Origin of the sequence: Anaerostipes caccae L1-92 (assembly GCF_014467075.1) — a bacterium.
Lineage (GTDB): Bacteria > Bacillota > Clostridia > Lachnospirales > Lachnospiraceae > Anaerostipes > Anaerostipes caccae.
Genome location: NZ_AP023027.1, coordinates 1,110,084 through 1,130,187, shown reverse-complemented (window position 1 = coordinate 1,130,187; position 20,104 = coordinate 1,110,084). Strand labels below are relative to the sequence as shown.

Here is a 20,104-nt window from a genome sequence, read left to right as displayed (position 1 = left end):
GCTTAAATGATGTGCTTTTCCTGAAGTTTATCAACAATCGCTGTTACTGTTTCGTCTGCTGATAAATCTTTTAAAATGGTTCCTGCACCTTTGGCCTGCTTTGTAAAGGATTTCTTTACTCTTGTAGGAGATCCTTTTAATCCAATGTTTGCCTGATCTACGGTGTCTTCCAAATCTGCAAGTCCCCAGACTTTGACCTCTTTTTCTCTGTATGCATCAAATGCACCGTGAACCGTCATATATCTCGGATCTGCCAATTCAGCCAGCGCTGTGATCAGACAAGGAGTTTTTACTTCAATAATCTGATGGCGGTCTTCAAACTGTCTCTGTACAACCAGGGTGTCAGTCCCTTCCACATCCAATTCTTCCACGTAGCTCACCTGAGGAATCCCAAGGTGCTCTGCAATCTGCGGACCTACCTGTGCAGTGTCACCGTCGATTGCCTGGCGTCCTGTGATGATCACATCATAATCTAATTTTTTGATAGCCGCTGCGATTGTGGAAGAGGTAGCCCATGTGTCTGCTCCCCCGAACGCTCTGTCAGAGACAAGAACTGCGTCATCACATCCCATAGCAAGCGCTTCTCTCAATGCCACATCTGCCTGAGGCGGTCCCATGGAAATAACAGTCACCGTGCTTCCCGGGCATTTTTCTTTTAACTGCAGGGCAGCTTCGATCCCCGCCTTATCATCCGGATTGATGATACTTGGAACACCGTCTCTGATCAGGGTATTCGTCTTTGGATCTAATTTTACTTCAGTTGTATCTGGTACTTGTTTTGCACAAACAACGATTTTCATCTCTATATTCTCCTTCCGCTCTAAGCTTATCTTAACAATCCGCCGCCTACGATCATCTTCATGGCCTCAGATGTACCTTCATAAATCTCTGTGATCTTGGCGTCACGATACATTCTCTCAACCGGATATTCTCTGGAGTAACCGTATCCTCCGAGAAGCTGTACAGCTGCTCTTGTCACTTCCACTGCCACATCGGATGCAAATAATTTGCAGGATGCTGCCAGCGGAGCATAATTTTCATGATCGTCTTTGGCTTTTGCCGCTCTCCATACCATAAGGCGTGCAGCGTCAATTTTCACCTGAAGTTCTGCGATCAGGAACTGTGTATTCTGGAATTTCGCAATCGGTTTTCCAAACTGTTTTCTTTCTTTTACATATTTGATGGCTTCGTCCAGTGCACCCTGTGCAATTCCTACGGACTGAGCTCCGATCCCGATCCTTCCGCCTGCCAGTGCAGACATCGCGATCTTATATCCTTTTCCTTCACCTGCGATCACATTTTCTTTGGGTACCCTTACATCAACCAGGGCAACTTCACAGTTGGAAGCAGCACGGATACCCATACGCGGAATGTTCTTGCTGACTTCTAATCCCGGTGTGTTCCTGTCAACGATAAATGCAGACATTCCTCTTGTTCCCGCACTCTTGTCTGTCAATGCAAAAATGATAAAAGTGTCGGCAAAACCTGAGTTTGTGGTAAATACTTTCTGTCCGTTTAATATATAATGATCACCGTCCAGCACAGCACTTGTCTTCACACCGCTGGCATCTGTACCCGCTCCAGGCTCTGTAAGACCAAAGCATCCCACTTTAGACCCGTCAACCAGCGGACGAAGGAATTTCTGTTTCTGCTCTTCGGAAGCAAAGTCATTGATGCAGGAACAGCATAATGAGGTATGTACGGAAATCGTGATTCCTGTGGAAGCGTCTGCTTTAGACATCTCTTCCATGCAGAGTGTATATGTTAGGACATCGGCACCCTCTCCGCCGTATTCTTTGGAATATGGAATTCCCATAAGACCAAATTTCTTCATCTTCTCAAGCAGTTCCATGCTGAATTCTTCTGTTTCATCCATATCTCTGGCAATTGGTTTGATTTCTGTTTCTGCAAAATCTCTGAACATCTGCTGTGCAAGCAGCTGTTCTTTTGTCAATTTAAATTCAACCATTTTCTTTTTTCCTCCTGTTTGCTCTTACATTAGAACTTATTAGCATCCCTACTATTAGCCTGCCAATACTTTGTAAGCTAAATATTTGTGAGCTAATAGTATCACTTTGTGAAAGTTATGTCAACAGTATTCGTTAATTTATTGTCTATTTATATTGTATATTCATCATCTTTGTGCAAACTGTTGAATATATCAAGGTAATCTTGTGAAAAAATGCTATGATTCCTCCACACGAATGTAAAATCATGAACTACCGGAAAATCTTTTAATTCCAGTTTTCTCAGTATACCGTCTCTTAATTCTTCTCCTGCGGCTGCCTCATACAGGAAGGTAATCCCACACCCTTCAGCCACCAGTTTTTTTATCATATGCAGACTGCTGGCCTCGTGGTTTTTCTTAAAGTCTCCGATCTTTAAGTTCCTTCCCTCCAGACTTTTTTCCATAATCTCTCTCGTACCTGATCCCGCCTCTCTTGTTATCAAAGGTTCAGAAAGCAGATCTTCCAGCACCTCCGGTTCCTTTTGAAAACAATAGTCTCTTCCGCAGACAGCAATATAGGATTCCCTGGAATATATGCGGTAATCATATTCCTTCTTTTCAAAATATCCTTCAACCATGGCAAAATCAATCTCGCCCTGATCCAGCTGATTCAAGAGATCCTCTGTATTTGCGATCCTTATAGAAACTTCTGTGTCGGGATGCATTTTAATAAATTCAGCAGCTGCACGGGGAAGAATAAAATCTCCGATCGTCAAAGTGGCTCCGAAATAAATCCTGCGTTTTCCCTTTTTTATTTCCTGAATTTTATGTTTTAAGTACATCTCATCGTGCTGAAATGTCATAGCCGCATTCCGGAACAGATCTCCTTCTTCGGTAAGACTCAGCTTTTTCCCTTCCATCTCAAACAGCTTTATCCCGTATTCCTTTTCAAGCCATCTTATATGCTGTGACACCGCAGGCTGTGTAATATTCAGTTTCTTAGCTGCCTTTGTAAAATTCATCTGTTTACATACTTCAAGAAATGTAAAAATCCTAAAATCCAGCATATCATTCTCCTTTGTCTTGAATATCTATAAAAAAAGACATCCCTGCAAATCAGAATGTCTCTTCTCTCCTATTCTGAACTTTTCCTGCCTCTGATACTCTGTCAGATCAATCGGCATCCAATTCGTCCAGCAGTTTGTTCAGTTTTTGACCCTCATCCTCAGATATTCTCTCGCTGAGAGCACTGATAAATTTTTTTGCTGATCCGTCAAACCAGATATCCAATACCTCTTCTGCCTTGACTTTCTTGTAGTCATCTTTTTTGACAACCGGCTTCACATACGAAAATTTGCCCCGTCTTTCAACCACCGCATATCCCTTTGCTTCCAGATCAAAAAGAAATGTGCGCACAGTCGTTCTCTTGTAATCTTTACCATACTTATCCTTCAGCTCTTCTATTAATGTCAAAAACGGGATCTCTTCTTTCTCATAATTCCAAATACATCTCATTACTACTGATTCTGCTTCTGTTAATTTTGCTCCGCTCACTTAAATGCATCTCCTTTTCATTCTTTGACTAGGTATACAGTCAGATTAACATATATGAACGGTTTATTCAATAGAAATTATGAGAAATGTATATATTCTTTTATTTCACAGCCAAAATCATCAAAATAAATTATCATATTATAATTATATATAATTTTATATTATCATTATGTCATGATATAATTTTTTCTGTCGCTGCCCCAGCGATTATAAAAAATGAAAGAAAGAGGATCATAGTTATGAATTTTTTAAAAGTCCATTGGTCAGGGCTTCTGCTCTGTATCGGAATCTCTGTGCCCGCATGGTTTCTGGGAAATCTGGTCCCGGTGATCGGAGGCCCTGTATTTGCTATTTTAATCGGCATGGTATTGACGCTGCTCATCAAAGACAAAGGTACCATGCAGCCCGGAATTGCCTTTACCTCAAAGAAAGTTTTACAGTATGCGGTCATCCTCCTTGGATTCGGCATGAACCTTACCGATATCCTGACAAAAGGGCAGCAGTCCCTGCCCATCATTTTGTCTACCATCACTACTTCTTTGATCGTGTCGTTCCTGTTGTACAGACTTCTTCACATGGATCCCAAAGTTTCTGCACTGATCGGCGTAGGCTCTTCCATCTGCGGAGGCTCTGCCATCGCGGCCACAGCACCTGTGATCGAAGCCGATGATGAGGAGATTGCACAGTCTATCTCCGTTATCTTTCTGTTCAATGTGATTGCTGCTCTTGTATTTCCAGCACTCGGAAATATGCTTCACCTGTCCAATGAAGGCTTTGGACTGTTTGCAGGCACAGCCGTCAACGATACATCCTCCGTCACTGCCACCGCAGCAGCATGGGATGGAGTTCATGGCAGCAATACATTGAACGCTGCAACGATTGTGAAACTTACAAGAACTCTGGCAATTATTCCGATCACTCTGGCGCTTGCGATTTTCCGTGCCGGGAAAAAGGAAGAAGCTTTAGAAGAAAGCGGCTCAAATTTCAGCCTGAAGCAAGTTTTTCCGATGTTTGTGCTGTTTTTTATCCTTGCCTCTGTTATCACAACTGTTTTTTCGCTTTCTCCTGCAGTGACAGATCCTTTAAAGAATCTCAGCAAGTTTTTTATCGTTATGGCAATGGCGGCCATCGGACTGAATACTCACATTGTAAAACTTATAAAAACCGGAGCAAAACCGATTTTTATGGGATTCTGCTGCTGGGCAGCTATAACTTTGGTAAGCCTTGGAATACAAAGTGTCATTGGAATTCTATGACATTTTGCACATGATTTCCGTTCGGCTCTTAGAATGCCTCACTCCAATCATGTAGAAAATGGACGTAATGTCTGCTGGAGAAGGGCCTCTGTCAAAAAAGGTGACACTTTTCGAAAGTTATTTACCTCTATTGGAGGAGCGCATTTCAAAAGTGCCACGGAAATAGGGGTGAATAACTCATAGAATTCTCCCATAATAAAAGAAGCTGTCGGCTTTCAGGCCAAACAGCTTTTTTTATCATATCATTGTCTATTACAGATCAAATCATTGATGACTTCCCCTGCCGCAATCAGACCTGCTGCAGAGGGTACAAATGCAACACTTCCCGGCACTGCCCTTCTTCCTTCCTTCTCTGAAAGGTCAAACTTAGGCTCCAGTGCCTTTTCTGTGGAATAGACTACTTTCAAATGTTTCACGTCCCTCTTTTTCAGTTCCCTGCGCATCACTCTTGCCAGCGGGCAGACAGATGTCTTATAGATATCTGTCACCTCAAATTTTGACGGGTCCAGCTTGTTGCCTGCTCCCATACTGCTGATGATCGGTACACCGGCTTTCTGTGCCTGTATCACAAGTTGGATCTTTGCAGTCACCGTGTCTACTGCATCTACCACATAAGAATACTTGCTGAAATCAAATTCCGATGCATTTTCCGGCAGAAAAAAACACTTGTGGATATGAACCTCTGCCTCCGGGTTAATCTCCAGTATCCTTTCCTTCATGACTTCCACTTTGACCCTGCCGACAGTGCTGTGCGTGGCGATGATCTGACGGTTGATATTGGAAACAGATACCGTATCCTTATCGATCAGGTCAAAAGTTCCGACACCGGTCCTTGCCAATGCCTCTGCCACATATCCGCCAACTCCCCCAACACCGAATACGGCCACACGGGAATTTTTTAATCTTTCCACCGCTTCTTCTCCCAAAAGCAGTTCTGTTCTGATCCATTGGTTTTCCATATCATTCTCCGATAATTTTGATCAGCACACGCTTGTCCCGTCTGCCGTCGAACTCATAATAAAAAATCTGTTCCCATGTCCCGAAATCCAGACGCCCTTCGGTAATGGCCACAACAGATTCCCTGCCCATGACCGTCCGTTTCAGATGGGCATCCGCATTGTCCTCAAATCCGTTATGCCGGTACTGGCTGTAAGGCTTTTCCGGTGCCAGTTTCTCAAGCCATTTCTCATAGTCATGGTGCAGTCCGGATTCATCGTCATTGATGAAAACACTTGCCGTGATATTCATGGCATTTACCAACACCATGCCTTCTTTTACACCGCTTTTATCCACAGCATCCTGGACTTTATCCGTAATATTCACAATCCCCCGTCTGGACGGCAGATGAAAATGCAGTACTACTCTGTATGATTTCATAAAACCTCCTGGATATTATATAAGTGATATTTTAGTTTTCTTCCTACAATATCTTACCCCATACAACATCCGTCTGCAACAGACATTACATCCTTTTACCTGCCTTTTTATCCGTATGAAAATTGTCCTTATTTACTTCTAAAAATTTCTGTGCCTGCACGGGAGAAGCAAACCGAATATTCTCCCCCGTCAGATATCTGACAGCCTCATTCCATTCCCTCGCGCTGAAACGTTCAGCCTTAACAGAACCGGCGATAAAACATGCCACAGGAAACCAAAAACTGGTAGGCAGATCGGACATTTCCTGACAGCCCGCCTCCTCTGCCAAATATTCTAAAAGCCTGTTCCTCAAATCTTTTTTCTTCTGTATCATATCTTACCTCCAGCGAACGATAAAGCAGACTTTTTCGTTCACTCAATGTATACTGTAAGAAATGAATTTATCTCTTAAAATATCAATATTTTTTGCAGTTTTATGTATAAAATGGACTGAATGATAATCTCTACCATTTCTTTTACTTCTGTCCTCTCACCCACCTAAGAAATGTATCCTGGGCAATCTGAAGCTGTGCAGCGGCTTTTCTCGATGAGATTTCACCCCGTTTCCACTTTTCTTTTAATTCATAAAATTTCTCCGGTATCGGTTTCCTCGGCCTCCCAAAATGAACGCCTCGCAGTTTGGCCGCTCTGATTCCTTCCTGTTGGCGTTTCTTTATGTTTTCCCGTTCTGTCTGGGCCACATAGCTTAAGATCTGAAGTACCAGATCGGCGATAAATGTGCCTGTGAGATCATCCTGTTTTTTTCTCGTATCCAAAAGCGGCATATCGAGAACAACGATATCGGCTTTGATTTCTTTCGTGACGATCCTCCACTGCTCCAGGATTTCGCCGTAGTTCCGCCCAAGCCTGTCTATGCTCTGGATCACCAGTACATCTCCCCTCCTCAGTATCTTTGTCAGTTTCCTGTAACTGGGCCTGTCAAAGTTTTTTCCGCTCAATTTGTCCAGGTAAATCTTCTTACTCTCCACCCCGAACGCTTCCAGTGCAAGAAGCTGTCTGCTCTCATTTTGGTCCCTGGTTGACACACGGGCATAACCATAAATATTTGATTCCATAAACTTTTCCTCCATATAAAAATAGTATCCCGTCAGAAGCAGGATACTATTTATTATGGAGCTTTTGAAAAATTTTTTACATTTCCTTTATAAACATATGCTGCAGATATTCCCCCTCAAACCGCTTTACAAAATAATCGCATTTGCACAAGAAAAGATAATATACGTTCAGCCCGCATCCGGATAAAGTTTCATAATTTCCCTGTCCTTTTGCTATGATCAAGTCAGCTCTCTCAATCAATTCTTTTGCTTCCCTGTTGATCCTGTTTAAGCTGGTCCCTGCGATTCTCGTACCATTTCCAATCACCCTGGCTTCGTCAGGAAGGCCCACCTGTACTGCATCCTCCATAGACGCATCATTCGCCACACATGCTCCGCGAACAATCACTGTGACATTAACCTGGGGATATAATTTTTTCAGTTCCTGGATCAAAACCTTATCTACCACGATCTCACCGCAGTTATCTGTAATATAGACAAGGTTTTCTGCAGAACTCAGATCTGTCCGAAAGGAATCGTAAACCTCAGGTTTCAGCCCCTTTTCTCCGTTTTGAAACAGAAGCTGTTCCAACTGATCCCCGTCAACCTCGCCCAGAGCGATATAGTCTATGTAGTTTCCCGCCTGCGCTGCCCGAATCGCTGTGGCCACCGGATCTTCTGACGCCTCAATTCTTCTTCTGATCTCCGGCTCTTTTTTAAGCATCAGTTCATTAAAATGCTTCTTCAGCGGATCAAAGGCTGTCTGCTCCCCAAAATGCCGCTCATACAGTTCTGTAAATTCAGCCAGGTATTCCGGCGGAGACAATTCTAAATCCTCATCTCTTAAAACTGCCCTCACCTGGTCAAGAAACAGATGTTTCTTCTCTTCGTTCTGCTCCTGTTCCACTTTCCGCTCCTCACTCCGAAACAGACATTCCCTGCAATATTTCCCTGTCCTCATAATTTTCCTTTCCTTATCCCTGAATCACTGACTCATAAAAATCATAGTATTTTAATATCCGCATGAAAGTCAGCCGCTGCCGGACATATGGAGATACTCTGGCTGTCAATGCTTTCATCCTCTTTTCAAGTCCAAGGTCTTCCAGGGAACTGACTCCGCCGGCCTGGTCAAGGTATGCCCTTAACGTTTCTGCCTTCGGCACCTGCTCAAGGATCTCTATGATCCGGTCTTCTTTTTCTTTCAGTACAGAGGGTGAAATCTGATCCAGCACATTCGGTTGATTCTCATCTAATATAATATCATTCAATCCCCTGCCTGCAAAGCATTTCCTTATCAGTTCTTTCTCTAAAGGCACAGATCTTTTTATACCGTAACGGCCATTTCTCAGACATTCTGCTGCTCTGTGATAAATCTCAGAAGAGATGACCAGGCCGGTACCTACTTTTTCTCCGTGGTAAAAATCAAGACAGGAATTGACTGCCTCCATCTCCCACAGATGAGACATATGATGCTCTGTCCCTGAAGCAGGACGGGAATTCCCCACCATCTGGATCGCCAGTCCGGAAAGCAGGAGACCGTACATGAGCTGTTCATAAGCAGATATCTCACCCTTCTTTAGTCCCGGAAGACTTTTACACATAATCTCAAGAGCCTCTTCCTCAAAGCCGCAGACTCTCGGGCAAAAATATTCTCCTGTCAGCAGATGTGCCAGCTTCCAGTCCGCAAGCGCCGTATATTTCCCCAGCAGGTCACCTACACCCGAAGCTGTAAGGCGGAGCGGAGCTTCTTTCAGCACCCTGCTGTCTGCCGCAATGATCTTCGGCGCACAGGAGGGCACTGTCTTTTTAAATCCCTGAAGTGTCATAGCCGCAACTGTAGATGTGTAGCCATCCACACTGGCAGCCGTCGGCACAGATATAAACGGTATTCCAAGGTCAAAGGCACAGTATCTGGTAATGTCGTGAAGCGTGCCGGACCCGACCGTGATCAATGCATCCGGCCGTTCTCTTCCTTTCAGCTGTCCCATCACATATGCCACACTGGTTTCATCCGCATGGACCCCGCTCCCCTTCAGCATGACTGTTTCTGAAATATGAAGCAGCTGTTCCGTCTGTTTCCCGGCTATTTCATAAGTATTTTCATCGCAGATCATGACAAGATTCTGATAAGGTGTATCTTTCAGCAAAAGCGGCAGTTTTTCGACAGCTCCCTCCTCCAAAAGAATCTTATCAATATCTGCGTGATGTTCTCTTTGGCAGGAGCAGGCTCCCTCCAGCTTTTTTAAGTCAATCTCCATCAAAAAACCTCCTCTCATTCAGACAACAGGGACCTGCATCGCAAGTCCCTGGAAAATAGTGCCCGGTTATGATATAATACATCTGTAAGAAAGAAATGCTCTGCCGACGCTTCGCCCCAAATGAAGACTGTCTATGAGTGTTTCTTTTTTCTTTCTGCGCTGTATCTTCATCATTTTAACCCTTTCTGCATATGCTCTTTGAAAAATTCATTCAGCAGTGCACAAATCTGCGCCGGTGAATTCAGAACTTCGAGCTTAGCCATTTCTGCTTCATTGGATATCAGCAAAACCAGAGTACTCAGCACCTCCACCTGCTGACTCGGCTCTTTAACGCCCAGAACAAAAGCAAACTTTGCGTTCACCTGGATTTCAGGCTCTCCCATGTGCGAAAACAAAACCGTTTCTTTAAATCTTACAAAAGATATGGATGCCTCTCTTACATGTTCCACATCCGTATGCGGAATCGCAATCTCATATGATTCGGTCTTTAGACCTGTAGGATAAACTGCTTCCCTGCTCTTCAGCCCATCGGCAAAACTTTCCTTTACTTTGCCTTTTTCATAAAGCCTTTTCCCGATCTTATCAAAAAACTGGTCTTTGTCTTCAAACGTTTCATCCAGCCAGATGAGATCTTCTCTGAAAATCTGCTCCATTCTGTTTCCTCCCTTTATCTGCCTTAAAGATTCTTTTCTACTTCCTCATACAGTTTCCCGGTCCCCATCCATGGATATAAAAGACACAATCCCTGCAGTACCGGAAGCGATGTATTCAGATTGCCTGTAGCAGTAGAGATCACCATATCATGGCCTTCTTCCAGACTTTTTAAGTCCGTCACCTCATATGTATTTACAAATGTCACCTCGGCCATTATGTTCTTTTCTTTCAGTCCTTCTTTCAGAAGCTCTGCCGCCTTTTGGGCTTTTTCTTTCTTCATGCCTCCGGCCAGCAGTAAAGAAGTCTCTCTCATAACATCACTCTCCTCTTAGAATTCTTCCAGGATCGCTTTTGTCCTGCTGATGCCGATCCGGTCAGATCCCGCCTCGATCATAGCCATACAGTCTGCCAGGTTATTGATTCCCCCTGCGGCTTTCACATGGACTTTTTCTGAAACTGTCTCCCTCATGAGTCTGATATCCTCTGCAGCAGCCCCGGACGGCGCAAAACCTGTGGATGTCTTTACGTAAGCAGCTCCTGCTTCTTCTGTCAGCTCACAGCCTTTCCTGATTTCTTCTTTGGTAAGAAACGCTGTCTCAAGAATGACTTTTACAATGCCCGGTGTCGCATTGACCACTGCCTCGATGTCCTTTTTTACATCCTCGTATTCACCATTCCTCAGTGCCCCGATATCAATGACCATATCAAGCTCCACTGCCCCTCTTGCATAAGCATCCACTGCCTCCGCCACTTTTGAAAACGTCGTATGTGCTCCGGAAGGAAATCCGATCACGGTTCCAATCTTTACGTCCGTACCTGCAAGTACTTCTCTTGCCATATCCAGATTGCACGGGTTAATGCAGACAGATGCACAGTGATTCTCCTTTGCAAACTGAAGTCCTTCCATAATCTCTTCTCTCGTCAGCTGAGGTTTTAACAATGAGTGGTCCACTTTGCTTAAAAATTCTTGTTTTGTCATTTCCATAACTTTGTTTTCCTTTCATTCATAAATAAATGTGTTGTTTAGCCGAACAGTGAAAATACCTTAACGAACAGCCACGAAATCAGGTTTGCCCGGTCCAGATTTCCGATCTGGGAAGCTCCCGCCGGCATTTTGATTCCTGCAGTCAGGGCCATCTGTGTCTCGATCGGCGCCAGATTCGTTGCCATCAATAATACGCATGCCATAACGACCGTTCCCACGATCAGTGCCCGGATGACATTTCCCTTTGACATGGCAGTGATCAGGCATACGATGAACGGGATCACCGCCAGATCTGCAAACGGCAGCAGTTTATTTCCAGGCAGCACAATCGCCAGAAGGATTGTGATCGGCACGAGCAGAAGCCCGACAGCGATAACTGACGGCTCTCCGAGTGAAACTGCCGCATCCAGTCCGATAAAGATTTCTCTGTCTCCGAAATGCTTTGCCATAAACTCCCTGGCTGCCTCTGAGATTGGAATCAGCCCTTCCATCAGGATTGCTACCATCTTCGGCATGAGATACATGACTGCTGCCATTGTGATGGCAAGCTGTAAGATGGCATCAATTTTCTGTCCCCCTAAAAGGCCCAGCGCAAGGCCGATGATCAGCCCCATGGACATCGGCTCTCCAAAGATACCGAACCGTTTTCTGATGGTCTCCGGATTTGCATTCAGCTTATTGAGTCCCGGAATCTTGTCAATCAGCCAGTTTAAAGGCACGACCAGCGGCAGAAATCCAAGTGCCGTCAGATGCGGAAATGAAATGCCCGGCATACCGAAGAACTTTTCCACAAAAGGCTGGGTATAATCTGCAAGGATCAGAGCCAGAATGGAAAGTGCACTGGCTGCAATAATTCCCATCGGCAGGCTTCCGCTCACGGTTGTCACCGCATATCCAACGAAAGCGAACTGCCAGTAATTCCAAATGTCCACGTTCATAGTCTTCGTAAGTTTCAGCGTGAGCATCACGAAGTTGATCACGAGTCCAATCGGTATCATCAGGCCTGCCGCTGCCCACGCCCAGGAAATGGACGACATGGCCGGCCATCCGATATCGATGACCTGAAGGTCCAGTCCCAGGCGTTCCGTCATGGCCTGCGCCACCGGACCCAGCTGATCCGTCAGCAGCGTAATGACCAGGTTGATTCCTGTAAATCCGATTCCTATGGTCACACCGGACTTAAATGATTTTGAAAATCCAGCCCTCATGATGAGTCCGAACACGAAAATAATGATCGGCAGCATAACTGTGGAACCCAATCCCAATATAAAATTTAATATTTCCATACAATTCCTCCCATTGTACCCTCATTCATCTACGGTACTTTGTGGCCCTTGACTGCCGTCCAGACCATAAACCACTGTTCTGGCGTCAGCCGGTATTTCAATGCTTTGACTGGTCTCTCTGCCAATCCGATTTCTCCTGAACCTGTGATCGGAATCGGCTTTGCCGGATGGGAGAACAGCCATGCGAAGGCCACTTCATCGATATCTTCCGCACCGATCTCCTCCCGGATGACTTCTAAAACTTCTCTGAGCCTTATTTCCTCTTCTCCCTGCCCGGTAAAGATCCTGCCTCCGGCAAGCGGAGACCAGAGCATAGGATGAATCCTCTCTTCCAGGCAAAGATTCATGACTCCGTTTTCCATATTTCCCATCCTGAGCGGAGAAAGTTCGATCTGATTCGTGATCAAAGGTACAGTGAGATAAGATTTCAGCAGGCGGAATTCGTCCGGCAGAAAATTCGATACTCCAAAGGTCCTTACTTTTCCTTCCTTTAAAAGGGTTTCAAACGCTCTGCTGATCTCTTCCGGGTCCATAAACGGACTCGGACGGTGCAGGAGCAGTGTGTCCAGGTGATCAATCCCCATATATTTCAAAGATTTCTCCACCTGTCCGATGATGTAGTCTGTACCATAGTTATAATATTTGACACGTGCAGTTTCTGACTTGTAGACAATTCCGCACTTTGAAATAATCTGCATTTTGTCTCTGAGATCCGGCCTTTTTTTCATGGCTTCCCCGAATTTCTCTTCGACCGTGTAGTCCCCGTAAATATCTGCGTGATCCATCGTCGTGATCCCCAGGTCAAGACATTCTTCCAGATAGCGGATTAATTCATCGGTTGAAAGATTCCAGTCCAGAAGTCTCCAAAAACCAAGCACCACTCTGGAAAACTCAAGGCCTTCCGCCATTGTTACATATTCCATGTTTTACCTCCATCATACATCCTCATTCTTCCAGACCTCTTAAGACCGTCAGAATTTGTTCATCAACAGCTTCCGGTTTGATCCCTGTCAGATAGTTAATGGCAAATACCGACGGTGTCGTTACTGTTTCAGGAACTCGCGTGCTCGCAACGATCAGGTCAAATTCCGGAGCCATTTTTTCTACCTCCACAATTTTTACCTGCTGTACTTTTACTTTAAATCCATTGTCCTCGCAGAGATTCTTAACCCGGTTGGCAATCACCGTGCTGGTAGCAATACCGCTCCCGCAGGCGATCAAAATATGGTATTCCTTCATGTCATCCACCTCCTTTCCTTTTTATTTATTTTCAAAGACCGGTTTTGCGGTCCTTAAAATCATTTGGACAAATACTCCGCCGTATCCTGGTCCGTGACTAATATATCGATATATCCTGCCTCCAGCGCTGATCTCACGGAGTCATATTTTTCTCTGCTCTCTACCACACAGATCTTATTGGGAATCTTTTTTAATTGTTCTTCGGTAATCCCTATGCACCTCTCGGTAATATTTTCACAGCATATTTGGCTGTTCTTATCCAGGAAAACAACAGAGACAACATCACAGATAGCGTCCTCCTTTTCCAACTGTCTTAAGTCTGCCTCAGATATGTAGCCCGACTTTTTGATACTGCTGTCCTTTGCCAGCGGATTGCCAAGACTGAAAACCGCATATTCTGCCTGAGATGTGCGCTCGATTACACGTTTTACCTGGTTGTCGTCTGACAAAAATGTTTTCTCTTCTTTATTTTTCACAAGTGCCGGAGCGATCAGGGACAGCGATCTTCCCCCTGTTTTTTTTGCCAGGTTGGACGCTATGGTCGTAGCGTGCATATCCAGTTCGCTCTGTCCGTGTCCTCCGATGATCGGTGAAAACAACAGCTCCGGATCATCCATCTTCTGAATATAATCCGGGATCAGACGCATCGTGGACCCCCACCCGACGGCGACTGTGGAACCGGATTCCAAATGCCGTTCCAGATAATAGGCAGCAGCGGAGGCTACCTGCTCCTTTGAAGAATTTCCGATGGATGTGTCTACGATGACCACATCCTTTAACTTATATTTTCCTTTGATGTCCTGTTCCAGTTCCGGATAAACGCCGGAATAATCTATGATGATCCTTACGATGCCCTCTTCCTTCGCCTTCTGAAGAATTCTGGATACTTTCATTCTTGACAATCCGGTCTGCTTTGCGATCTGCTGCTGGGTCATATTTTCTTCATAATACAGCTTGCTGATCATAGTCATAGTTCTTCTCTGCATATCCATGTCATCACCTCTTTTTGTTCATTTGAACATATACTGTTATTTTGTTCATCTTTATAATATAACACTTATGTACAAAAGTCAATACAATTTGCCCGCAGGAAAATTTTCTCAGAAAAAAGGATATGAGAACTGTTTTCAGTACAGTTCTCATATCCTTTTTTAGTTTTGGCATTCAGTCCGCCGTCTAAGATTTCAAAAGTTTCCGGTATTCCGGGTGCTTTTCAAACCACCGCACCGCATAGGAACAGGTTGGGATTACCTTCATCCCTCTTTCTTCCAGCTGTTCTGCCGCCGTTTCCAATAGTTCTCCGGCCACTCCCTGTCCCCGCAGGGAATCATCTACAAAGGTATGGTCTATGACGGCCATGCCTTCAGACACTTCGGGAAATGTTACTTCTGCTATCACATGTCCTTCTTGATCTTTGGCAAAAATCCGGTGATCTTCACTCTGAAATTCCATTTGATCGTCTCCTTTTCCTTCATTACAGATAATCAATGCTGTAAACACCATTTGTATTCTTTCCGATTTTGGAGACTTTTATATAATACGTTCCCGCCCCATGCTTCAGACGATATTTTCTTTCCTTCTGTCCTGAGAGTCTATAAATCTTCAGTGGTTTTTTTCTGCCTTTTTTATAAATTGTAAACTTCAGTTTTCCAGAATTCATGGAAGTACTGATTTCAATGTAACGTTTCTTTTTCGCTGTCTTTCTGGAGATCCGATACCATCTGGAAGCTTTTTCTGTATCTGTATACAAATCTGTCTGAAAGCTTTCCAGCGTAATTTTTTTAGCTTTTGACTTTTTTGTCTTATATTTCTTCACAACCGTTTCGGGAACATAACCAATCAAATACGGCGTACCCGTCTTCCCCTTCACGGCAGCTCTGTAATTCCCCTTCGCCAATCCATAAACAGACCTGGATAAGGCCTTCTCATAATCATCATCAGCTGTCTTGGTTTTTGAAAGCATCTTCCATCCGGCCTTTGTCTTCCGCTGTATATTATATGACAGCTTCTGGTCTGTAAAGGGAAGTATCGGCAGCATTGCCATAGATCTTTTTTTCAGAGTAAACTCATGATAAAAATATCCTCCGGTGGCTGTCTGCACATAAGAATCATTCTTCCTTAACACCTTTTGATGATCTTCCATCAGATCGGCTTCTACGGTAAAACTTCTAAACTTTTCGGGTAGTTTTAGGGAATACACTGTTCCTGCAGAAACAACCTTCATAAGAAGTCCTTCCTTCTGATATTCCTTTACCTCTTTTCCTGAAGCATCATATAACGTACCGCAGGCATCAGCCATATCTTCAGATTCACCTCCGATTACGAGCAGTCCGGATTGATCTGCATAGATTTTAACTGTTTTGCCCTGCCATGAGGAGCTGTACTTGTATCCTTCTTCACCCGGCATCTCACCTATGGAGCGGTACTTTTTAACGTGAATCTCCGCCTGGTTCTTCCCGGCTGCCTTTCTGCCTTTGTTATACTCTGTTCTGTTTTTTACTTTCAGCAGATCTGTGACATCTGTCTTTTCTTTCGCTGAAACCGGGACCAAAATACTTCCTGCTGCCAACGCAGCAGACAGAAAAACTCCCATCAGCTGTTTCCGTCTTATTCTCATAACCATTCCTCCTGTCAGGTTGTCTGTTTATTATAGCAAAGCCTAAGGAGAAATTTGTAACAAAACTATGTTAGATCTATTACAAATCAATATTCACCGCTGTCGCCGAAAGTAAGAAGGTACACACCCTTTTTAAGCCGGATGCCGATCCATGTTCCCTGCTCATCTGCATGAAATGTCCGGTACCACTTCGGTGATCCCTCTTCCTTCACATTCTCCGCCTTAAAATCTGCCATGCTCCAGCCGGCTCCTATAAGGACAGACCCTATGATCAGAAATACCGCACTCAATATAAGACATTTCTTTTTAAAACTGCTGATACTCATACGTTTTTCCTCCTTATCCTGGTAACTGTCCCCGCCAGCCATTTACTGAAATTGGCTGTTACTTTTACAAAATATTTTCCTAAAACCCATGTCAGCAGACCTGTCAGGATGAAAATACCGGCAGACAACATGCCGACGCCCAGCTGAATGACCCCTGCCGCAGAATTCTGGAAAACGATGACTGCCGCGCCGCCCATACTGACTACTGACAGAATCAGGCCCGCCACTGAGGCTGCTCCGGTGCACAGCGGAATACACCAAATGACAATGTAGGCAGACAAGACCAGCAGCACCGCTGACAGCACAATACAAAATCCCGCAAGCATCAGGGAACCCCAAAGCGGAAAACCAAGGACCAGCAAAACTGCGACCAAGACTTTCGTCCCCCGGGACATCGGCGCCTTCATCTGTGACTGCTGTTCCTCCAAAATCTCCTGTGCGATCAGCCCCGGATTCCCGATCTGCTCTACCGCTTGCTCCTCCGTATATCCGTCCTCCATATAATCGTCAATGATCTCATTGTAATAGGAGAGCGATTTTTCTCTCTCACTCTTCCCAAGACTTTTTAAAAGCCGGTTAAGACTTCCTAAAAACTCTTCTTTACTCATGTTCTGCCGCTCCTTTCACAAACTCATAAATACCCATGATCTGCTGCCACTCATCCAAAAATTCTCTGATATGGTCTCTTCCCTTTTCTGTTATCCTGTAATACTTTCTGAGACGGCTGTTGTGTTCCACCGTGTAAGTATCCAGATATCCGCTGCTTTCCAGACGTTTCAGAATCGGATACAGCGTTGACTCGGAAATCTTAATACATCCCGATACATCTTTGATGATCTGGTAACCATAGGAGTCATCCTCACAGAGGGCAGCCAGAATACAAAACTCTAAAAAACCTTTTTTCAACTGTGTATTCAATCTATCGCCTCCTTATGCATTATACTATATATTACATAGTATAATGTGTCAAGATGTATTTTCAATTTCATCCTAGATCTATTCGTAAAAAATAGAAAAAAGCCAGCGAATCCTTTTTTCAAAGACTCATTGGCTTTTCACGTTTTATATATTTTAATTTACTGCAGGTTCTTTCTGAAATCGGCAAATTCCCTGGCGTCTGCCATGGCTGCCAGCGCTCCTTCCCTGGTTGTAGTATAAGCCGCATAGGCGTTGGCAAAATCCAGATACTCCTTTAAAGTCCCGAAATTCACCGCTTCCAGATCCGTCACATTATCCCTCAGAAGCTGGTATAAAAATGCTCCGATAAAGGAATCACCGGCTCCGGTCGTATCTCTTACGTCAATGGAATATCCCGGTGCTTCCGTCATTCCATGTTTCGTATAGATCTCCGCACCGTCTTTTCCTTTTGTATAGATGACATACTTCGTCCTTCCGTTCAGCAGGTCAGGCACTGCCTCCCTTATATCCGTATGTCCTGTGATAAACTCCAGTTCTTCATCTGAGATTTTTATAATATCCGCAAAAGGCAGAAATTCATTGACTGTCTCTTTCAGTTCCTGTAAGTCATCCCACAGTGAAAAACGGAGGTTTGGATCAAATGATACAAGCACGTCTTTGCCGTTTGCCATGTCAATTAATTTCTTATGTGCATCTTTCATGGGTGAATTCACCAAGTCTACGCTGCAGAAATGGATCATCCCGCAGTCATCCAGAACATCCGGCTCAATGTCATAGACACTGTAGCGGAGATCTGCGCTGTTTTTGCGGTAAAACTTAAAATCCCTGTTTCCGTCTGATGCCAGAGAGACAAAGGCCAGAGCCGTCTCTGCTTCTTTGTCCCGTTTAATATGACTTGTGTCAATTCCAGCCTCATCAAGTACTTCAACTATATAATCACCGAAGGGATCGTCTCCAAGTTTTGTCAAAAACTTGGACGGAATCCCAAGTTTCGTCACCGCACCGGCTACATTGGCAGGAGCCCCTCCTGCTACTCTGGTAAAGGACGGTACATCCTTTAATCTCTGTCCTTTCACTTCCGGAATAAAATCAATCAGTGCCTCTCCGATTCCGCATAATTTTCTGGTCATTCTCTTTCTCCTATCTCCAGAGGCCGCAGGCAATAGATCTTCATGGTACCCGAACAGTCCCCGTCTATGCTAAGCTTTCCCTGGCTGCTGTATACCCTGGTGGTAAAGACTTCTTCACCGCCGTTTACAAAAATTTCAAGAGAAGTAGTGTCTGCGAAAATCCGCAGGTCTTTTAATTCATCCAATGCGGCACATCTTGTCGTCCTGCCCTCACCAAAATCCCCCAGATCAAGGGTGAGCAGTCCGCTGTCATAGGATAAGGTAACGCCTTCCTTTAACGTCAGAACCATATCAGCGCAATGTCTGAATCGAACCTCTGCTTCATACAGTTTCAGATTGCTCTCCATCCTGCCCTGTTCAGAAAATGTACAGATCAGTTCTCCTTTTCTCATCTGTTCCATCTCCTTTATAGGCCGCTGAATGATCCTTCCATCCTTTATGTGCAGTTCCCTTGGGATTGTCAGTGCGTGCTGCCATCCATGCTCAACGGTCGGATTCGTGTAATCGGCATCCGGAATCCCCATCCATCCGATCAGGATACGGCGTCCCTTCTCGTCCTCAAAGGTCTGGGGTGCGTAAAAATCAAAGCCCCTGTCTAACTGCTGAAACTCTGAATTATCGCAGATCTCATATGATTTGTTCTCAAAGTCATAATCCATCTTCACCGCTGTACACTGATGAACATTCTGATAGTCAATGCCTTTCGGTTCTACCCCCTGAGGGCATGTGATCAGCATCATCTGTCCGTCCAGTTCGAACAAGTCCGGACACTCCCACATATAACCGAACGGTTCTTTCGGAACGATCCGGTCAAAATACTCCCAATGAGACAGATCCTTTGAATGAAACATCAGGATCAGTCCATGACTGTCTATATCCCTGGCTCCCTGGACCATATAGTAATCATCCCCCCGCCGGATGATCTTCGGGTCCCGCACATGGCAGCTCATATCCTCAGGATAATCGTCCGTGGTCATTAAAAGGTCTTTTTCAGAAAAATGATATCCGTCTTTGCTGGCCACATGAATCGTGTTGCTGCCCCGCCCTGAGTTGATGTAATCGTAATCATCCCTGTCAAAACACTTGATATTCCCTGTATAGAAATAGTGAATCGTATCTCCTTTTACAAAGGCGGAACCGGAGTAGACGCCGTGAGCGTCAAACTCCGAATCCGGAAATAATACCGGTCCTTCATCTATATAAGAAATAAAATCTTTTGTCGTATAATGCCCCCAAAGCTTCAGTTCTCCGGTCGGTTCAAACGGGGTGTACTGATAATAGATATGGTAGGTGCCGTGAAACTGGCACAGTCCGTTGGGATCGTTGAGCCATCCGGTCTTAGGCATCAGGTGAAATTTAAGCCGCATCGGATCTTTCGCTGTCTCTTCTCTGTCACTTTCATGTTCAGCATACCACTTTTCATAGTCTTCTTTCAATACTTTATTATACTTCTTAAACATGA

General features: G+C 44.6%; 25 protein-coding genes. 1 reads left to right on the top strand and 24 read right to left on the bottom strand.

What is annotated here, in order from left to right; all coding sequences use genetic code 11:
- Positions 1–2: 2 nt before the first annotated feature.
- The 4 genes from ANCC_RS05540 to ANCC_RS05525 form a co-directional block, all read right to left on the bottom strand.
- Positions 3–800 carry an electron transfer flavoprotein subunit beta/FixA family protein gene (locus tag ANCC_RS05540; protein WP_006565978.1) on the bottom strand — a complete coding sequence of 266 codons (798 nt, stop codon included), beginning with the start codon at positions 798–800 and terminating at the stop codon, positions 3–5.
- Between the two features lie 26 nt (positions 801–826).
- Positions 827–1,969, bottom strand: a complete 1,143-nt coding sequence (locus ANCC_RS05535) for an acyl-CoA dehydrogenase family protein (RefSeq protein WP_006565979.1) — start codon at positions 1,967–1,969, stop codon at positions 827–829.
- Between the two features lie 149 nt (positions 1,970–2,118).
- Positions 2,119–3,015 (bottom strand): LysR family transcriptional regulator, encoded by an 897-nt coding sequence (locus tag ANCC_RS05530; RefSeq protein ID WP_006565980.1) that lies wholly within the window; start codon positions 3,013–3,015, stop codon positions 2,119–2,121.
- A 106-nt stretch (positions 3,016–3,121) separates the two neighbouring features.
- The gene (locus tag ANCC_RS05525) at positions 3,122–3,502 is read right to left on the bottom strand and encodes a BlaI/MecI/CopY family transcriptional regulator (protein ID WP_006565981.1); all 381 of its coding nucleotides are present in this window, start codon (positions 3,500–3,502) and stop codon (positions 3,122–3,124) included.
- 239 nt (positions 3,503–3,741) lie between these two features.
- Between ANCC_RS05525 and ANCC_RS05520 the strand changes: the two genes are divergently transcribed.
- Positions 3,742–4,758 carry a YeiH family protein gene (locus ANCC_RS05520; protein ID WP_039946248.1) on the top strand — a complete coding sequence of 339 codons (1,017 nt, stop codon included), beginning with the start codon at positions 3,742–3,744 and terminating at the stop codon, positions 4,756–4,758.
- Between the two features lie 242 nt (positions 4,759–5,000).
- On the opposite strand, the gene ANCC_RS05515 is transcribed toward ANCC_RS05520, so the two are convergent.
- The 20 genes from ANCC_RS05515 to ANCC_RS05420 all read right to left on the bottom strand — a co-directional run bounded on the left by ANCC_RS05515 (position 5,001) and on the right by ANCC_RS05420 (position 20,102).
- Entirely contained in the window at positions 5,001–5,717 is a 717-nt protein-coding gene (locus tag ANCC_RS05515; protein WP_006565983.1) for a tRNA threonylcarbamoyladenosine dehydratase, read from the bottom strand.
- A 1-nt stretch (position 5,718) separates the two neighbouring features.
- Positions 5,719–6,135, bottom strand: coding sequence for a secondary thiamine-phosphate synthase enzyme YjbQ (locus ANCC_RS05510; protein WP_006565984.1), 417 nt, complete (start codon positions 6,133–6,135; stop codon positions 5,719–5,721).
- Between the two features lie 85 nt (positions 6,136–6,220).
- Positions 6,221–6,508 (bottom strand): hypothetical protein, encoded by a 288-nt coding sequence (locus ANCC_RS05505; protein ID WP_006565985.1) that lies wholly within the window; start codon positions 6,506–6,508, stop codon positions 6,221–6,223.
- Positions 6,509–6,650: 142 nt separating this feature from the next.
- The gene (locus ANCC_RS05500; protein WP_009288898.1) at positions 6,651–7,250 is read right to left on the bottom strand and encodes a recombinase family protein; all 600 of its coding nucleotides are present in this window, start codon (positions 7,248–7,250) and stop codon (positions 6,651–6,653) included.
- Between the two features lie 76 nt (positions 7,251–7,326).
- On the bottom strand, positions 7,327–8,190 hold the full coding sequence (locus tag ANCC_RS05495) for a damage-control phosphatase ARMT1 family protein (protein WP_006565987.1): 864 nt from the start codon (positions 8,188–8,190) through the stop codon (positions 7,327–7,329).
- A gap of 13 nt (positions 8,191–8,203) precedes the next feature.
- Entirely contained in the window at positions 8,204–9,487 is a 1,284-nt protein-coding gene (locus ANCC_RS05490; protein ID WP_009288900.1) for a sn-glycerol-1-phosphate dehydrogenase, read from the bottom strand.
- A gap of 170 nt (positions 9,488–9,657) precedes the next feature.
- Positions 9,658–10,140 carry a PTS sugar transporter subunit IIA gene (locus ANCC_RS05485; RefSeq protein WP_006565989.1) on the bottom strand — a complete coding sequence of 161 codons (483 nt, stop codon included), beginning with the start codon at positions 10,138–10,140 and terminating at the stop codon, positions 9,658–9,660.
- A gap of 23 nt (positions 10,141–10,163) precedes the next feature.
- Positions 10,164–10,454: a PTS sugar transporter subunit IIB gene (locus ANCC_RS05480; RefSeq protein ID WP_006565990.1), complete on the bottom strand. Its 291-nt coding sequence runs from the start codon at positions 10,452–10,454 to the stop codon at positions 10,164–10,166.
- Positions 10,455–10,469: 15 nt separating this feature from the next.
- Positions 10,470–11,126 (bottom strand): deoxyribose-phosphate aldolase, encoded by a 657-nt coding sequence (gene deoC / locus ANCC_RS05475; protein WP_006565991.1) that lies wholly within the window; start codon positions 11,124–11,126, stop codon positions 10,470–10,472.
- A 38-nt stretch (positions 11,127–11,164) separates the two neighbouring features.
- Positions 11,165–12,412: a PTS galactitol transporter subunit IIC gene (locus tag ANCC_RS05470; RefSeq protein WP_006565992.1), complete on the bottom strand. Its 1,248-nt coding sequence runs from the start codon at positions 12,410–12,412 to the stop codon at positions 11,165–11,167.
- Positions 12,413–12,441: 29 nt separating this feature from the next.
- Complete coding sequence (locus tag ANCC_RS05465; protein WP_006565993.1) at positions 12,442–13,335, bottom strand: aldo/keto reductase; 894 nt, start codon at positions 13,333–13,335, stop codon at positions 12,442–12,444.
- 22 nt (positions 13,336–13,357) lie between these two features.
- On the bottom strand, positions 13,358–13,651 hold the full coding sequence (locus tag ANCC_RS05460) for a PTS sugar transporter subunit IIB (protein WP_006565994.1): 294 nt from the start codon (positions 13,649–13,651) through the stop codon (positions 13,358–13,360).
- Positions 13,652–13,710: 59 nt separating this feature from the next.
- Complete coding sequence (locus ANCC_RS05455) at positions 13,711–14,643, bottom strand: sugar-binding transcriptional regulator (RefSeq protein WP_006565995.1); 933 nt, start codon at positions 14,641–14,643, stop codon at positions 13,711–13,713.
- 184 nt (positions 14,644–14,827) lie between these two features.
- Complete coding sequence (locus ANCC_RS05450) at positions 14,828–15,103, bottom strand: GNAT family N-acetyltransferase (protein WP_039946277.1); 276 nt, start codon at positions 15,101–15,103, stop codon at positions 14,828–14,830.
- A 22-nt stretch (positions 15,104–15,125) separates the two neighbouring features.
- Positions 15,126–16,268 (bottom strand): hypothetical protein, encoded by a 1,143-nt coding sequence (locus tag ANCC_RS05445; protein ID WP_156340681.1) that lies wholly within the window; start codon positions 16,266–16,268, stop codon positions 15,126–15,128.
- A gap of 86 nt (positions 16,269–16,354) precedes the next feature.
- Entirely contained in the window at positions 16,355–16,594 is a 240-nt protein-coding gene (locus ANCC_RS05440) for a hypothetical protein (RefSeq protein ID WP_006565999.1), read from the bottom strand.
- On the bottom strand, positions 16,591–17,202 hold the full coding sequence (locus ANCC_RS05435) for a DUF1700 domain-containing protein (protein ID WP_006566000.1): 612 nt from the start codon (positions 17,200–17,202) through the stop codon (positions 16,591–16,593). Before ANCC_RS05435 ends, ANCC_RS05440 begins: the two co-directional genes overlap by 4 nt.
- Entirely contained in the window at positions 17,195–17,512 is a 318-nt protein-coding gene (locus ANCC_RS05430; RefSeq protein WP_006566001.1) for a PadR family transcriptional regulator, read from the bottom strand. The genes ANCC_RS05435 and ANCC_RS05430 overlap by 8 nt, the downstream gene beginning before the upstream one ends.
- Before the next feature lie 158 nt (positions 17,513–17,670).
- Positions 17,671–18,642, bottom strand: coding sequence for a carbohydrate kinase family protein (locus tag ANCC_RS05425; RefSeq protein WP_006566002.1), 972 nt, complete (start codon positions 18,640–18,642; stop codon positions 17,671–17,673).
- Positions 18,639–20,102 carry a glycoside hydrolase family 32 protein gene (locus ANCC_RS05420; protein WP_006566003.1) on the bottom strand — a complete coding sequence of 488 codons (1,464 nt, stop codon included), beginning with the start codon at positions 20,100–20,102 and terminating at the stop codon, positions 18,639–18,641. Before ANCC_RS05420 ends, ANCC_RS05425 begins: the two co-directional genes overlap by 4 nt.
- Positions 20,103–20,104: the final 2 nt, after the last annotated feature.

Coding starts and splice junctions, on each gene's coding strand:
- ANCC_RS05540 (WP_006565978.1), bottom strand. CDS start 800: ATGAAAATCGTTGTTTGTGCAAAACAAGTACCAGATACAACTGAAGTA.
- ANCC_RS05535 (WP_006565979.1), bottom strand. CDS start 1,969: ATGGTTGAATTTAAATTGACAAAAGAACAGCTGCTTGCACAGCAGATG.
- ANCC_RS05530 (WP_006565980.1), bottom strand. CDS start 3,015: ATGCTGGATTTTAGGATTTTTACATTTCTTGAAGTATGTAAACAGATG.
- ANCC_RS05520 (WP_039946248.1), top strand. CDS start 3,742: ATGAATTTTTTAAAAGTCCATTGGTCAGGGCTTCTGCTCTGTATCGGA.
- ANCC_RS05515 (WP_006565983.1), bottom strand. CDS start 5,717: ATGGAAAACCAATGGATCAGAACAGAACTGCTTTTGGGAGAAGAAGCG.
- ANCC_RS05510 (WP_006565984.1), bottom strand. CDS start 6,135: ATGAAATCATACAGAGTAGTACTGCATTTTCATCTGCCGTCCAGACGG.
- ANCC_RS05505 (WP_006565985.1), bottom strand. CDS start 6,508: ATGATACAGAAGAAAAAAGATTTGAGGAACAGGCTTTTAGAATATTTG.
- ANCC_RS05500 (WP_009288898.1), bottom strand. CDS start 7,250: ATGGAATCAAATATTTATGGTTATGCCCGTGTGTCAACCAGGGACCAA.
- ANCC_RS05495 (WP_006565987.1), bottom strand. CDS start 8,190: ATGAGGACAGGGAAATATTGCAGGGAATGTCTGTTTCGGAGTGAGGAG.
- ANCC_RS05490 (WP_009288900.1), bottom strand. CDS start 9,487: ATGGAGATTGACTTAAAAAAGCTGGAGGGAGCCTGCTCCTGCCAAAGA.
- ANCC_RS05485 (WP_006565989.1), bottom strand. CDS start 10,140: ATGGAGCAGATTTTCAGAGAAGATCTCATCTGGCTGGATGAAACGTTT.
- ANCC_RS05480 (WP_006565990.1), bottom strand. CDS start 10,454: ATGAGAGAGACTTCTTTACTGCTGGCCGGAGGCATGAAGAAAGAAAAA.
- deoC (WP_006565991.1), bottom strand. CDS start 11,126: ATGGAAATGACAAAACAAGAATTTTTAAGCAAAGTGGACCACTCATTG.
- ANCC_RS05470 (WP_006565992.1), bottom strand. CDS start 12,412: ATGGAAATATTAAATTTTATATTGGGATTGGGTTCCACAGTTATGCTG.
- ANCC_RS05465 (WP_006565993.1), bottom strand. CDS start 13,335: ATGGAATATGTAACAATGGCGGAAGGCCTTGAGTTTTCCAGAGTGGTG.
- ANCC_RS05460 (WP_006565994.1), bottom strand. CDS start 13,651: ATGAAGGAATACCATATTTTGATCGCCTGCGGGAGCGGTATTGCTACC.
- ANCC_RS05455 (WP_006565995.1), bottom strand. CDS start 14,643: ATGGATATGCAGAGAAGAACTATGACTATGATCAGCAAGCTGTATTAT.
- ANCC_RS05450 (WP_039946277.1), bottom strand. CDS start 15,103: ATGGAATTTCAGAGTGAAGATCACCGGATTTTTGCCAAAGATCAAGAA.
- ANCC_RS05445 (WP_156340681.1), bottom strand. CDS start 16,268: ATGAGAATAAGACGGAAACAGCTGATGGGAGTTTTTCTGTCTGCTGCG.
- ANCC_RS05440 (WP_006565999.1), bottom strand. CDS start 16,594: ATGAGTATCAGCAGTTTTAAAAAGAAATGTCTTATATTGAGTGCGGTA.
- ANCC_RS05435 (WP_006566000.1), bottom strand. CDS start 17,202: ATGAGTAAAGAAGAGTTTTTAGGAAGTCTTAACCGGCTTTTAAAAAGT.
- ANCC_RS05425 (WP_006566002.1), bottom strand. CDS start 18,642: ATGACCAGAAAATTATGCGGAATCGGAGAGGCACTGATTGATTTTATT.
- ANCC_RS05420 (WP_006566003.1), bottom strand. CDS start 20,102: ATGTTTAAGAAGTATAATAAAGTATTGAAAGAAGACTATGAAAAGTGG.